A 13915-nucleotide genomic window follows, 5' to 3' on the forward strand; every position below is an offset into this window, starting at 1 on the left:
ATGAAGACAATGTTGATCGCAACGATCCTGTGCGGTGCAAGCCTTTCAGCCCAGGCGGACAGCGCGTTGGTCAAGCAAGGCGAGTACCTGGCGCGCGCGGGCGACTGCGTGGCCTGCCACACGGCCAAAGGCGGCAAGCCATTCGCCGGCGGGCTGCCCATGGAAACCCCCATCGGCACGGTGTACTCGACCAATATCACCCCTGATGCCAGCGGCATCGGCAACTACAGCTTCGAAGACTTCGACCAGGCCGTGCGCCATGGCGTCGGCAAGGACGGCAGCACGCTGTACCCGGCCATGCCGTATCCCTCGTATGCACGCGTCAGCGATGACGACATGCGCGCGTTGTATGCCTACTTCATGCAGGGCGTCGAGCCGGTGGCGCAGCCGAACAAGGCGACGGACATCCCCTGGCCGTTGAGCATGCGCTGGCCGCTGGCGATCTGGCGGGGGTTGTTCGCACCGCAGGTGAAGGCCTGGCAGGCCTCGGCTGCCGCCGACCCGGTCGTCAACCGCGGTGCTTATCTGGTCGAAGGGCTGGGGCACTGTGGCGCATGCCATACCCCGCGCGCCCTGACCATGCAGGAAAAGGCACTGAGCCCGCAGGATGGCGAGCAGTTTCTGGCAGGCAGCGCCCCGCTTGAAGGCTGGATTGCCAAGAGCCTGCGCGGTGATCACAAGGATGGCCTGGGCAGCTGGAGCGAAGCGCAGCTGGTGCAGTTTCTCAAGACCGGCCGAAGCGACCGCAGTGCGGTGTTCGGTGGCATGAGCGATGTGGTCGAGCACAGCATGCAGTACATGAGCGAGGCTGACCTGACGGCCATTGCCCGGTACCTGAAAACGCTGCCGCCCAGCAACCCCGATGACCAGCCGCATGCGTATGACAAGCAGGTCGCCGAGGCGCTGTGGAACGGCGATGACAGCAAGCGCGGCGCGTCGGTATACATCGACAACTGTGCCGCGTGCCACCGCACCGATGGCCATGGCTATAGCCGCGTGTTCCCGGCACTGGCTGGTAACCCGGTGGTGCAGACCGCCGATGCTACCTCGCTGATCCATGTGGTGCTGGCCGGTGGCACGGTGCCTGCGACGCACACCGCCCCATCGAACTTCACCATGCCGGCGTTTGGCTGGCGCCTGAGCGATCAGGAGGTCGCTGATGTGGTGAGCTTCATTCGCACCAGCTGGGGCAACCAGGGCGGGGCGGTGAAGGCGGGTGATGTCGCCAAGCTGCGCACGGATGACCTGAAACACACCTCTGGGGATGACCTTGGGCAGGTAACGAGCCACTAATACTGCGCAAAATTCAGTGCTTGCACGCCCCCCTGTAGGAGCAGCCTTGTGCTGCGAAGAGGCCGGTCCAGACCACAGAAATTCGTGGCTTATACCGGCCTCTTCGCAGCACAAGGCTGCTCCTACCTTCGCGCCAGCTGGGGTGAGGCGAGCGATGTCGTGAAACACACCTCTGGGGATGTCCTTGGGCAAGTAACGAGCCACTAATACTGCGCAAAATTCAGAGCATGCACCCCCCTGTAGGAGCAGCCAGCTGGGGTGAAGCGGGCGATGTCGTGAAACACACCTCTGGGGATGACCTTGGGCAGGTAACGAGCGACTAATATTGCGCAAAATTCAGCACTTGCACGCCCCCTGTAGGAGCAGCCTTGTGCTGCGAAGAGGCCGGTCCAGACCACAGAAATTCGTGGTTGGTACTGGCCTCTTCGCAGCACAAGGCTGCTCCTACCGGGAACGTGTAAACTTGCCGACGAACGGTAGGTGACGAAACGCGCCGGTTTTGGTGTATTGAAACCGGTTTCATAGCCTGTCACCGACAATAATCACAAGGGACACCCATGACCGATATGCCTGCCAATGCCCGCGAGCGGGTGACCATCAGCGAAGTAGCCCGTGTGGCCGGTGTGTCCAAGGCCACCGTCTCGCGCTATATCGGTGGCGATCGCCAGTTGCTGGCCGAGGCGACCGCCAAGCGCCTGGAAGAAGTCATCGAGCGCCTCGGCTATCGCCCCAACCAAATGGCCAGGGGCCTCAAACGCGGCCAGACCCGGCTGATTGGCATGCTGGTGGCAGACATCCTCAACCCCTATTCGGTGGCGGTGATGCACGGCGTCGAAACCGCCTGCCGCCAACACGGCTACAGCCTGGTGGTGTGCAACACCAACCGCGACGACGATCAAGAGCGCCATCACCTGGTGGCCCTGCAGTCCTACAACGTCGAGGGCCTGATCGTGAACACCCTCGGCCATCATCCCGGCGAACTGCTGAACCTGCAGCGCGACATGCCCATGGTGCTGGTGGACCGCCAACTGCCTGAACTCAATGTCGACCTGGTCGGCCTGGACAATGCCGACGCCGTCGAACAGGCCCTGGATCACCTGCAGGCGCAAGGCTACCGCGACATTCTGGCGGTAACCGAACCGCTCGATGGCACCAGTTCGCGCCAAGAGCGAGTACAGGCGTTCGGCGCTTCCATCAACCGGCGCCCGGGCATGCGTCAACAGGTGCTGGAAGTCAGCCCCGACCTTCACGCCGGCCTGGCTTCATTTCTTTCGGCCAGCGGTCATGGCCCTCAAGCAATCTTCACCTTCAACGGTGTGGCGACGCTGGCCGTCACCCGAACCCTGCACGACGCCGGCTGCGGCTTGTTCGACGACGTTGGCCTGATCGCCCTCGACGAACTGGACTGGTACCCCTTGGTCGGCAGCGGCATCACGGCATTGGCCCAACCCACCGAGCGCATCGGCGTGGCGGCATTCGAGTGCCTGCTGGGCCGCCTGCGCGGCGAACGCGGGGCGCCACGGCGCATCGACTTCAAGGCCGACCTGATCATCCGAGGTTCAACCCACTCACGCGACTGAACGAAAGGCACGTTGCGGCTTGACGTGCATAAAAATGAAACCGGTTTCATAAGGACAATAACAATGCGCTCGAACCCCGTTTCCATCAGCCTCTCCAGCTACGGTGCCAGCTTGGTACGGCAGCGCGGACAGGCGCATTTTCTGGGCATGCTGGCCGCTGCTGGCGTAACCCGTGTCGAATTTCGTGAAGAGCTGTTCGAAAGCGCGCCGGACACCCACGCACTGGCCGCCGCCGTCACCGCGTTGAGGCTCGAATGCCTGTATTCCACGCCCCTTGAACTGTGGACGGCGCAGGGCCTGCCAGACCCACGCCTGACGCAGAAACTGGCGCTGGCCCGCGCGATGGGCGCGGTGGCCCTGAAGGTATCGCTGGGGCATTTCGATGACACCTGCGATGTGGCGGCCTTACGCTCGCTGTTGCCTGACGATGGCCCCCAGCTGTTGGTCGAGAACGACCAGACCGAGCAAGGCGGGCGCATCGCGCCGCTGCTCACGTTCTTCCAGCGCGCCGATGACCTTGGGCTGGCGCTGGGCATGACGTTCGACATCGGTAACTGGCAATGGCAGGGCGAGCCTGTGCAGCAAGCGGCTCGCCAACTGGGGCATTGGGTGCGCTATGTGCACTGCAAGGCGGTCGAGCGCCAGCCCGGTGGGCGACTGGTCGCCGTGCCGCCGCAGGCTGACGATCTGCAAGCGTGGGATGCCTTGCTGGCCGCGTTCACGCCCGGCGTGGTGCGTGCCGTGGAATACCCGTTGGCCGCCGACGACTTGCTCACGCTGACCCGTGCCCAGGTAGTGGCGTTGTCCGCGCTGGGCCTGGCCGAGGAGGTCAGCCATGCATGAGCATGACGTGCTGTGCTTCGGCGAAACCATGGCCATGTTCGTCGCCGAGCAGGTGGGGGACCTGGCGCATGTCGGGCAGTTCGGCAAACGCATCGCCGGTGCCGACAGCAACGTTGCCATCGGCCTGTCGCGGCTGGGCTTCAAGGTCCGCTGGCTGAGCCGGGTGGGCGACGATTCTCTTGGGCGTTTCGTCCTCGACAGCCTGCGCCGGGAAGGCCTGGACTGCAGTGACGTTGAAGTCGACCCGCAACACCCCACCGGTTTTCAGCTCAAAGCCCGCTGCGATGATGGCAGTGACCCGGCAGTGGAATACTTTCGCAGCCATTCAGCGGCGCGCCGTTTGTCCCCGGCATTGATCCGCCCACATTGGCTGCAGGCCCGCCACCTGCATGCCACCGGCATTCCGCTGGCGCTTTCAGCCGAGTGCAGGGCCTTGTCGCATGCATTGGTGGATGGCATGCGCGCTGCCGGGCGCAGCATTTCCTTTGACCCTAACCTGCGTCCATCGCTGTGGCCGGACCGCACGCACATGATCCACGAGATCAACGCCCTGGCAGTCAAGGCTGACTGGGTACTGCCGGGGCTTGAAGAAGGCCGCCTGCTGACCGGCCAGCACGCACCGGCGGACATCGCCGCGTTCTACCTCGACAAAGGGGTGGAGTTGGTGGTGATCAAGCTGGGGGACGAAGGCGCGTATTTTCGCACCGCCAAAGGCGATGGCCAGGTAGCCCCGGTGCCGGTGGCCAAGGTGGTGGACACCGTCGGTGCGGGTGATGCCTTTGCTGTCGGCGTGCTCAGTGCGCTGCTCGAAGGCCGTGAACTGCACGAGGCGGTGGCGCGTGGCAACTGGTGTGGCAGCCGCGCCGTGCAGTCGCGCGGCGACATGGAAGGTTTGCCGCTGCGTCACGAACTCGAAACCCATGACCTGCGCATAAGCGCCTGAACGCCTGGCCCCTACCTGTTGCGACAAAAACAAAAAGCTCAGGAGTACACATGATGCAAACGACAAGTCTCGCGCGTCGCCGTTGGTGGTACATCATCCCAATCGTGTTCATCACCTACAGCCTGGCCTACCTGGACCGTGCCAACTATGGGTTCGCGGCAGCGTCCGGCATGGCCGACGACCTTAAAATCACCCCGGTGCTGTCGTCGTTACTGGGGGCGCTGTTTTTCCTTGGTTACTTTTTCTTCCAGGTACCTGGGGCCATCTACGCCGAAAAACGCAGCGTCAAGAAGCTGATCTTCGTCAGCCTGATCCTCTGGGGCGGCCTGGCCACCCTGACTGGCATGATCAGCAATGTGTACATGCTGATCGGCATCCGCTTCCTGCTTGGCGTGGTCGAAGCCGCGGTGATGCCGGCGATGCTGGTGTACCTCTGCCATTGGTTCACCCGTGCCGAACGGTCCCGGGCCAACACCTTCCTGATGCTCGGCAACCCGGTGACCATCCTGTGGATGTCGGTGGTGTCGGGCTACCTCATCAAGCACTACGACTGGCGCTGGATGTTCATCATCGAGGGCCTGCCTGCGGTGATCTGGGCGTTCTTCTGGTGGCGCCTGGTGGACGACCGCCCGGCTCAGGTCAAGTGGCTTAGCGAGCAGGAAAAGACCGATCTGGAAAACGCCCTGGCAGCAGAACAACAGGGCATCAAACCGGTGAAGAACTACCGCGAAGCGTTCCGCTCGCCTCAGGTGATCATCCTGTCGATGCAGTACTTCTGCTGGAGCATCGGCGTGTACGGCTTCGTGCTCTGGCTGCCGTCGATTCTGAAACAGGCGGCCAACGTCGACATCGTCCAGGCCGGCTGGTTGTCGTCGGTGCCCTATCTGGCGGCGGTGCTGGCCATGGTCGGGGTGTCCTGGGCGTCGGACCGCTTGCAGAAGCGCAAGCGCTTCGTCTGGCCGCCCCTGTTGATTGCGGCGCTGGCGTTCTATGGCTCCTATGCCTTGGGCAGTGAGCACTTCTGGTTGTCCTACGCATTGCTGGTGGTTGCCGGCGCCTGCATGTATGCGCCCTATGGGCCGTTTTTCGCCATCGTGCCGGAGATCCTGCCCAGCAACGTCGCCGGTGGCGCCATGGCCTTGATCAACAGCATGGGCGCGCTGGGTTCGTTCGGCGGCTCGTGGCTAGTCGGTTACCTCAATGGCGCCACCGGCGGGCCGGGCGCCTCGTACCTGTTCATGTGCGGTGCACTGCTGACGGCAGTCGCGCTCACGGCGGCGCTTAAAACCTCACACACCACTGGCCGGGCCAAGCGCGGCGGCTCTCATCTGGCCACGAGCCACTAGGAAATCCTGCTATGAAGAAGCGAATCGTCCTTTACAAGCGCCTGTCCGACACGTTGATGGCGCGCCTGCAGCAACAGGTTGACGTGACCTGGGTGGACACGGCCGGGCCCGATGGCCTTGCCCGCCTGCGCGATGCGTTGCCGGGCGCTCAAGGGCTGCTGGGTGCCAGCCTGCGCTTGGACAGCAGCCTGCTGGACCTGGCCCCGCAACTGGAGGTGGTCGCCAGCGTGTCGGTAGGCGTGGACAACTACGACATCGCCGACCTGACCCGGCGTGGCGTGATGCTCACCAACACGCCCGATGTCCTGACCGAAACCACTGCCGACACCGGCTTTGCCTTGATCCTGGCCAGTGCGCGTCGGGTCGTGGAGCTGGCGGGCTGGGTGCGTGACGGCCAGTGGCAAGCCAACCTTGGGCCTGCGCACTTCGGCACGGATGTGCACGGCAAGACCTTGGGCATCATTGGCATGGGGCGCATTGGCGAAGCGTTGGCCCGGCGCGGCGCGGCCGGTTTTGGCATGCGTGTGCTTTACCACAGCCCACGCGCCAAGCCTGCGGTGGAGGCCCGTTACGACGCCCGCCATTGCAGCCTTGACGACCTTCTGCAACAGGCCGATTTCGTCTGCCTGACCGTGCCGCTGAGTGCCGCCACCGAGGGCTTGATCGGCGCGCGTGAGCTTGCCCTGATGAAGCCTGAGGCAATGCTGGTGAACATTGCGCGTGGGCGTGTGGTGGACGAAGCCGCGCTGATCGAGGCCTTGCGGGAGAAACGCATCCGCGGTGCGGGCCTGGATGTGTTCGTCCAGGAGCCGTTGCCCAGTGATTCGCCGCTGCTGCAACTGGACAACGTGGTGGCGACCCCGCACATCGGTTCGGCCACCCACGATACCCGTGAGGCCATGGCGCGCTGTGCGGTAGACAACCTGCTCAGCGCGCTGGCCGGTGAGCGCCCGGCAAACCTGGTGAACCCAACAGCCGGGCGTTGATGCACCGAAGCGCAGCGGTTACCGGCAGTTGCCCGCCTTGCGGTAGCCGGCCGCTTGCGCCTCGCCCTCGGAGCCGAACATCACCTGGTTCTTCGAAGCCACCTGGGTGTAGCCCGGGCAGCCATTGGCCAGGTGATAGACATGGCTGTTGCGGTTGCCGAGCACAGCGCCTGTTGCTGCAGTGCTGGCCAGGCTGGGCTTGGCCGCTTCGCTGACCGGTTTGGCCGGCATGGCTTGCACCACGCCACTGCCAGCAGGCTTGTAGTCGGCTGTCCATTTGCGTTCGCCCGTCACGAACGGGTTGGCGTGCCCCATGATGGCGGCGATGCGCCGGTCACGTTCTTTTTCCCAGGCCGAGACGGGGTGCTGTTTGTCCCAGGCCATCAGCAGTTGCTGCTGTTGACGCGACATGCTCAGCTTGTAGCGGTCGAACATGTAGAAGGTGGTACGGGCAACCAGGCCCTTCACTTCGTCACGCGGCTCGGCGGCGCGCTGCACGAAATCGACCTTGGTCGAGCACTGGCCGTATTGCCCGGCGTTGCCAGCGACCATGCCGTAGTTGAAGTTGCTGCGGTCACCGTTGACTTCGCCCACGGCCGGGTAGAGGTTGAACAGGTCGGCTTCCATCGCGCGGAAGACCGGGTCGTCATCGACACAATGCTCGCGGCCGCCGTTTTTCCAGCATTGGCGCTGATTGCCGAAGGTGTAGGCCGGCACGATGTGTTCCCACTCGGTACGCTCGGCGCGGTTTTGCTGTTTGCGGGTTTCATAACCGCAGGAGGCAGCATCGATGCGCCCACCTGACTTGCCCACCCAGGTCCATTTGCAGCCGCAATACAGGTCGCCCATGGCGCTGCTTGCCTGGTCCAGGTAGACCTTTTGCTTGGCGACGACCTTGGCTTCGGTGAAGGTGGAAGGCGGGTTGGCGAAGGCGGGGAGGTTGACGGCGAGCAGGAGCGATACGGCATAAAGCAGTTTTTTCATGGGGGGCAGCAGGTCTCAGTTAAGGAACTGCATTCTAATCGAAATCTAACCTATTGATTTGGATTGAATCCCCCTCCGGTCAAGCGCGGTCCTGGTAGGAGCAGCCTTGTGCTGCGAAGAGGCCAGTACCAGAGACAAAATACTGTGGTCTGTACCGGCCTCTTCGCAGCACAAGGCTGCTCCTACAATGCGATGACGTCAGCTAGCTGCCAGTTCGTTGGCAGGCCGTGGGGTTTCTGCGCCCGCATGCACCGGCGCCGGTCCAGTAATCACCGCATCACTGGCAAACAAGCTGCGCATCAGGCTGTACCCGGTCAGCAGCATGTAGAACGCAATCGGCAGGCCGACCACGATGCTGGCCATCTGAATCGCCAGCAAGCCGCCGGCAATCACCAGGCTGGCCGCGATGGCGCCCTCCAGCACACACCACAGCACGCGTATCCAGTTGGGCGGGTCAATGCTGCCCAGCGAGTTGAGCATGCACAGCACCTGGGTCCCGGCATCGGCCGCAGTGACGAAATGCACGGCCAGCAGCAGGCAGATGATCACGCTGAGGATTGCACCCAGCGTCGGGCCGTCGAGGCGGTCGAGCAAGGTGAACATGGCCGTGGTGGTTTCCTTGCGCGTGGCTTCCAGAATCGGGCCACCCTGGAACGCGCCAGCCGCTGCCTGCTCGGCGACCGGCAATGCTTGATAGGCGTGGCGCACTTGCTGCTCATCCTTCAGCGCGGCCCCGCCGAACACGGCTATCCACAAAATAGTCACCAAGGTCGGTACCAGCAACGCGCCAAATACCAGTTCGCGGATGGTCCGGCCCCGGGAAATACGGGCAATGAACAGGCCAACGAACGGCCCCCAGGTCATCCACCACGGCCAATAGAAAGCGGTCCAGCTCTTCTGCCAACTGCTGTCGGCCTGGGCGTCGGTCCAGAAACTCATGCCGATGATGTTCTGCGCGTAGTCGCCCGCCGACTCGAACAGCAGGTTCATGATGTAATGGGTTGGGCCCAGGGCCAGCACCACCAGCATCAGCCCCAGGGAAATCCACATGTTCAGCGTCGACAGGCGCTTCATGCCGCGCGATACACCGGCCACTAGCGAGATCGAGGCGATCACGGTAACGACGGCGATGATGCTCAGCTTGAACGACAGTGTGACTGGCGTGCCGAACACCTGATGCATGCCCATGTTGATCTGCTCGACGCCCAACCCCAGCGATTGCGACACCCCGAATGCAGTGACCGCGCCACCAATGATGTCAACCGTATGGCCAATCGGCCCGTAGATGCGGTTGCCGATGATCGGGTAGAGGATCGAGCGCAGCGCCAGCGGCAGCCCTTCACGGTAGGCGAAGTAGGCCAGGCCCAGGCCGATCACGGTGAAGATCGCCCAAGGGTGCAGGCCCCAGTGCAACAGGGTAATGCGCATGGCCATGGACGCGGCCTGGTCGGTGAGCCCCGGTGTGAACGGGTTGCTGGCGTAGTGCAGCACCGGCTCGGCAACCGACCAGAAGATCAGCCCAACGCCCATGCCCGCGCTGAACAGCATGGCGATCCAGGCGGCAAAACTGAACTCGGGTTTTTCGTCGGGGCGCCCGAGCTTGAGGGTGCCATAGCGGCTGAAGGCGATGTACACCAGTAAGCCGAGGATGGCGCTGACCAGCGCCAGGTAAAACCACTTGAGGTGGTCAAGAATGGCGTCCGACGCGCCTTTGAATACACCCGCGGCTTGGTCGCCGTGTGAGGCGCAGAGCACCACGAACGCCACCACGATTGAGATCGACCCTACCGTTACAATAGGGTTCAGGCCTTTGAAAAGGCCTTGTTTTGCACGCATCGTCCATATCCTTTTTATTTTCTCAAGACGGCAAAAAAGGACGCCCCAGTAACAGGGCGTCCTTGTCGAATGTCAGAGGTCGATCACCAGGTCCGACGTCGGGCGGCTGCAGCACAGCAGCCGCAGGCCTTTGTCGATTTCACGCTGGCGAATGCCGCCGTTGTGCTTCATCTCGACGCTGCCCTGCAATACCGCGGTCTTGCAGGTACCGCATACACCTTGGCTGCACGAGGAGGGGACTACGGCACCGGCTTTTTTGGCAGCGGCCAGTACGGTCTGGTCGGCGCTCATGGTGAATTCCTTGCCAGAGCGGGCAAGGCGCACGGTGAAGCTGTCCAGGGCCTGGCCGGGGGCGGCGGGGGCGGCTGCCGGCTCGGCTTCGGCGTTGATGTCGAAGCTTTCCTGGTGGTAGCGGGCCAAGTCGAAACCAGCGCCCGCCAACAAGGCTTTGGTCGCCTCCATGTAGCCCTTAGGCCCGCAGGTGAACACCGCCCGCTCCTTGAAGTCGGGGATCTGGCGCTGCAGAGCGTCCAGCGACAGGCGCCCGATCGGGCCGTCCCAGTCGGGCTCGTCGCCAGCGCCTTCGCAGAAGAACAGCGTCCGCAGCCCTGGCATGGAGCGTTCGAGGCGCGCCAGTTCATCGCGGAAGATGATGTCTTTAGGCGTACGCGCACTGTGCACGAAGACGATGTCCAGGTCGGCGTGCAGGTCGGCGGCGGCGCGAGTCATCGCCATCAGCGGGGTGACGCCGGAGCCGGCCGACAGGTACAGCAATTTGCGCGCAGGGCCCGCCACTGGGGTAAAGACGCCCGCGGGGCCAGAGGCGGCCAGGGCGTGGCCAGGGCGCAGGTTATCGTGCAACCAGTTGGACACCATGCCGCCCGGCACCCGCTTGACCGTGATGGCAAAGGTGAACGGCCGGGTCGGTGTCGAGGACAGGGTGTAGCAACGCGACACGCTGGCCCCCGCAATCACAGGCGACACAGTGAGGAACTGGCCCGGTTCATAGGCAAGCGCCGGGTAGTCTGGGCTGTGGAAGGTGAAGGTCTTCACGTCGTGGGTCTCGTCCACGACGTGAAGGCATTCGATGCGTTTGCTTTCACCGCTGGCCCACTGGGCACCATGGGCGGCCCAGTGGTCGGTGTCGGTGAAGCGCTGGTCGGCACGCAGGCCGGCAATGTTCTGGGCAATGTTCTCGAGCACGGTCATCTCCTTCACACCCCATGTGCCGCGAGGCGCGAGGTGTACCAGCGGGCGAACTGGTCGACGTACGGCTCGGTGTAGGTGGAGTAGGGGCCTGGGACGAAGGCGGGGTCTTGGGTGCCACTGTGGGTGATGGCGACCAGGGCAGCGTCCTGTTGGGTGGTGGCGACCCAGACCTCGGTCAGGCGCTGCAGGTCGTAGTCGACCCCTTCGACGGCATCGCGGTGCACCAGCCATTTGGTGCGCACCAGGGTGCGGTCCGGCGAGAGCGGGATGATCCAGCTGATCATGGCGTGGTCGCTCATCACGTGAGCCCAGGCGTTGTTGCCCCACAGGTGGGTGTCGCCCAGGTCGCGACGGGTCAGGTTGCCCAACAGTTTGCGGCAGGCAACCTGGGTATCGAGTGTCTGCGATTCACCCGCACCGGCGATGATCATGCGCTGGGTGCGAAACTGCGTGGGGGCGTCATCCTGCAAGTGCTCCACAGTCTCGTAGAGCAGGCCCGAACTGGCCCAGTCAGCTTCGATGCCGGCCTTGCGAATTTGATAGGCATCGTAGGACGCGCGAGCCTCGTCGCTCATCTCTTCCAGGCTGACGCCAAGGTCTTCGGACTGGTAGGACACGATCAGTTCCGGGTGGGTGCCGGCGCAGTGGTAGCACTCACGGTTGTTCTCCATCACCAGCTTCCAGTTGCCGTTCTCGATGTAGTCGAGTTCGTAGGCGATGCGGGTATTGGTCAGGTCGAACGGCGCGAAGCGCGGCTCCATCACCGCTTCGAGGTCCTTGATATCTTCAGGCGGGTTGTCGCCCAGGCACACCAGTACATGGGCCCCGACAACCTTGCAGTGCACTGGGATCAGGCTGCGGCACTTGGGGTCGAAGCCCTTGCCCATGTGGCTGGCATGCTTAAGGCTGCCGTCCAGGTCGTAGGTCCACTGGTGGTAGGGGCATACCAGCATGCCGACGGTGGATTTGCCTGCTTCTTTCAGGCGCGCGCCGCGGTGGCGGCATACATTGCGGTAGGCGCGAATCTGTTCATCATCGTCGCGCAGGATCAGCACCGACGATTTGCCGATATCGACGGTAAAGACATCACCGGGTTCATCGACATCGGCGGTAACGGCGACCTGTATCCAATGCTGGTTGAAGAAGATTTCCATGTCGGTTTCGAAAACATCCTGGCGGCTGTACAGCGCGCCATTCATGCCAAAACCAGGTTGGCGGGATGCAATCAGTTCGCGATGGGTTTTGCTCGATGAAGGGCGCATTGTTGTCCTCAGGCACTTTTATTTTTAATCGACCAAGACGTCTGGCGCGGATTATTGAAGTGGCCCTGAAAAGGCGTCAATGCGCTTAATTTTCTGTGTGGTATTACTTGAGGTTATGCGAGCGGAAGGCTGTAGGGCGGGGGTTTTCAGCGATATTACGGATGGGACAATTAATAGAAGTTTGCTGCGTTAATTAATCCAAGTTGTTCTGTTTCATAGCGGGATCGGAGGCGCACAGCGCCCCCGAATAACCGGTTTTAATGCCCACCCTTCATACGCCGGGCAACGAGATAAATGCCCAAGCCGACCAACGCGGTTGCAGCGCCGATGTACCCCGTACTCGTCCAGCCCATGCCTGCGGTGATGGCCATGCCACCCAACCACGGCCCAAGCGCATTGGCCAGGTTGAACGCGGCGTGGTTCGAGGCTGCTGCAAGGCTGGGGGCTTCATGGGCAATGTCCATCAGGCGGATTTGCAAGGGGGCTGCCAGTGCAATCATGGTGCCCACCAGGCCGACGCCCAGCAGCAGGGTCCACAACGAATGCGCTGCGAAGGTAAAGAACAGCAGCACTGCAATCGACCAGATCAGCACCAGCCCGACGGCGCGGAACTGCAAGCGGTCGAACAACTTGCCACCGGCGATGTTGCCGACGATGCCGCCGACCCCAAAGGCCGCCAGTCCGAAGGGGATCCACTGCGGCGATACCTGGGTCACGTGCAGCATGGTGGGCGCCAGGTAGCTGAACACACAGAACATGCCGGCAAAGCCGATCGATGCAATGGCCAGCGCCATCCACACCTGGGGCAGGGCGAACGCTTTAAGTTCCTTGCGCGGGTCGCTGCGCACTTCATCGTGCGGTTGCGGCACGAAGCGCCAGACCAGGGCGATGGTGCACAGGGCGATCGCCCCGACCAACACAAAGGCAGAGCGCCAGCCGAAGTACTGGCCCAGTAAAGTGGCAACAGGGTTGCCCAGCAACATGGCCAGCGTCAGGCCCATCATCACCCGCGCCACGGCGCCTGCCCGTTGGTTGTTGGCGACCATGCTCGATGCCACCACCGCAGCGATGCCGAAGTAGGCGCCATGGGGCAGGCCGCTGATGAAGCGGAAAGCGACCAGGCCGCCGAACGAGGGGGCGAACGCCGTGGCCAGGTTGCCAAGGGCATACAGCGCCATCAACAGCAGCAACATGTGCTTGCGCAGCAGCTTGGCCCCCAAAATCGCCAGGGTCGGGGCACCGACCATCACGCCCAGCGCGTAGGCACTGATGGCGTGGCCCACCTGGGGCTCGCTCAGCTGCAGGTTGCTGGCGATGTCCGGCATCAACCCCATAATGGCGAATTCGCCGGTACCGATGGCAAAGCTGCCTAGCGCCATGGCGGCTTCCATCTTGGCGACAGTGCTTTTCGGCAGGGCTAGCGGTGGTGCTTCATGGACAGACATTTGAATCCCTTTTGAAACATGCTGAAACGTTCAACGCGGGATCATAGACAATCTCTGGCCAAAACGTCGAGGCCGCAGCCTCGCCCACAGGCGCAACCCTTAGGTGTACGAGCAGCCTTGTGCTGCGAAGAGGCCAGTGCAAGCAACGAAGACTGATGGTATTTTCACCGGCCTCTTCGCAGCACAAG

Annotated in this window: 10 protein-coding genes and 1 pseudogene; 6 read left to right on the forward strand and 5 right to left on the reverse strand. The window is 62.9% G+C overall.

Annotated elements, in window-relative coordinates; translation table 11 throughout:
• The 6 genes and pseudogenes from GIB19_RS09185 (at position 1) to GIB19_RS09210 (ending at position 6991) form a co-directional block, all read left to right on the forward strand.
• Positions 1–1293, forward strand: coding sequence for a cytochrome c (locus GIB19_RS09185; RefSeq protein WP_274885267.1), 1293 nt, complete (start codon positions 1–3; stop codon positions 1291–1293).
• A 557-nt stretch (positions 1294–1850) separates the two neighbouring features.
• The gene (locus GIB19_RS09190) at positions 1851–2873 is read left to right on the forward strand and encodes a LacI family DNA-binding transcriptional regulator (RefSeq protein ID WP_085272906.1); all 1023 of its coding nucleotides are present in this window, start codon (positions 1851–1853) and stop codon (positions 2871–2873) included.
• A gap of 63 nt (positions 2874–2936) precedes the next feature.
• Positions 2937–3716, forward strand: coding sequence for a sugar phosphate isomerase/epimerase family protein (locus tag GIB19_RS09195; RefSeq protein WP_274885268.1), 780 nt, complete (start codon positions 2937–2939; stop codon positions 3714–3716).
• On the forward strand, positions 3709–4659 hold the full coding sequence (locus tag GIB19_RS09200; RefSeq protein ID WP_274885269.1) for a sugar kinase: 951 nt from the start codon (positions 3709–3711) through the stop codon (positions 4657–4659). Before GIB19_RS09195 ends, GIB19_RS09200 begins: the two co-directional genes overlap by 8 nt.
• A 53-nt stretch (positions 4660–4712) precedes the next feature.
• Positions 4713–5979 (forward strand): annotated as a pseudogene (locus GIB19_RS09205) (MFS transporter); the annotation flags it as partial.
• A 37-nt stretch (positions 5980–6016) separates the two neighbouring features.
• On the forward strand, positions 6017–6991 hold the full coding sequence (locus GIB19_RS09210) for a 2-hydroxyacid dehydrogenase (RefSeq protein WP_085272905.1): 975 nt from the start codon (positions 6017–6019) through the stop codon (positions 6989–6991).
• Between the two features lie 18 nt (positions 6992–7009).
• Here the strand turns inward: GIB19_RS09210 and GIB19_RS09215 are convergent, their stop codons facing one another.
• From GIB19_RS09215 to GIB19_RS09235, 5 genes are all read right to left on the reverse strand, one after another.
• Complete coding sequence (locus tag GIB19_RS09215; RefSeq protein ID WP_027593346.1) at positions 7010–7975, reverse strand: endonuclease; 966 nt, start codon at positions 7973–7975, stop codon at positions 7010–7012.
• Between the two features lie 198 nt (positions 7976–8173).
• Complete coding sequence (locus GIB19_RS09220; RefSeq protein ID WP_274885271.1) at positions 8174–9811, reverse strand: BCCT family transporter; 1638 nt, start codon at positions 9809–9811, stop codon at positions 8174–8176.
• A 72-nt stretch (positions 9812–9883) separates the two neighbouring features.
• On the reverse strand, positions 9884–11020 hold the full coding sequence (locus tag GIB19_RS09225) for a hybrid-cluster NAD(P)-dependent oxidoreductase (RefSeq protein WP_274885272.1): 1137 nt from the start codon (positions 11018–11020) through the stop codon (positions 9884–9886).
• A gap of 5 nt (positions 11021–11025) precedes the next feature.
• Positions 11026–12219 carry an aromatic ring-hydroxylating oxygenase subunit alpha gene (locus tag GIB19_RS09230; protein ID WP_374707389.1) on the reverse strand — a complete coding sequence of 398 codons (1194 nt, stop codon included), beginning with the start codon at positions 12217–12219 and terminating at the stop codon, positions 11026–11028.
• A gap of 320 nt (positions 12220–12539) precedes the next feature.
• Positions 12540–13727, reverse strand: a complete 1188-nt coding sequence (locus GIB19_RS09235; RefSeq protein ID WP_371918125.1) for an MFS transporter — start codon at positions 13725–13727, stop codon at positions 12540–12542.
• Positions 13728–13915: the final 188 nt, after the last annotated feature.

This window comes from Pseudomonas sp. ITEM 17296, from assembly GCF_028895205.1.
GTDB classification, from domain to species: Bacteria; Pseudomonadota; Gammaproteobacteria; order Pseudomonadales; family Pseudomonadaceae; genus Aquipseudomonas; species Aquipseudomonas kermanshahensis.

Coding starts and splice junctions, on each gene's coding strand:
- GIB19_RS09185 (WP_274885267.1), top strand. CDS start 1: ATGAAGACAATGTTGATCGCAACGATCCTGTGCGGTGCAAGCCTTTCA.
- GIB19_RS09190 (WP_085272906.1), top strand. CDS start 1,851: ATGACCGATATGCCTGCCAATGCCCGCGAGCGGGTGACCATCAGCGAA.
- GIB19_RS09195 (WP_274885268.1), top strand. CDS start 2,937: ATGCGCTCGAACCCCGTTTCCATCAGCCTCTCCAGCTACGGTGCCAGC.
- GIB19_RS09200 (WP_274885269.1), top strand. CDS start 3,709: ATGCATGAGCATGACGTGCTGTGCTTCGGCGAAACCATGGCCATGTTC.
- GIB19_RS09210 (WP_085272905.1), top strand. CDS start 6,017: ATGAAGAAGCGAATCGTCCTTTACAAGCGCCTGTCCGACACGTTGATG.
- GIB19_RS09215 (WP_027593346.1), bottom strand. CDS start 7,975: ATGAAAAAACTGCTTTATGCCGTATCGCTCCTGCTCGCCGTCAACCTC.
- GIB19_RS09220 (WP_274885271.1), bottom strand. CDS start 9,811: ATGCGTGCAAAACAAGGCCTTTTCAAAGGCCTGAACCCTATTGTAACG.
- GIB19_RS09225 (WP_274885272.1), bottom strand. CDS start 11,020: ATGACCGTGCTCGAGAACATTGCCCAGAACATTGCCGGCCTGCGTGCC.
- GIB19_RS09230 (WP_374707389.1), bottom strand. CDS start 12,219: ATGAATGGCGCGCTGTACAGCCGCCAGGATGTTTTCGAAACCGACATG.
- GIB19_RS09235 (WP_371918125.1), bottom strand. CDS start 13,727: ATGTCTGTCCATGAAGCACCACCGCTAGCCCTGCCGAAAAGCACTGTC.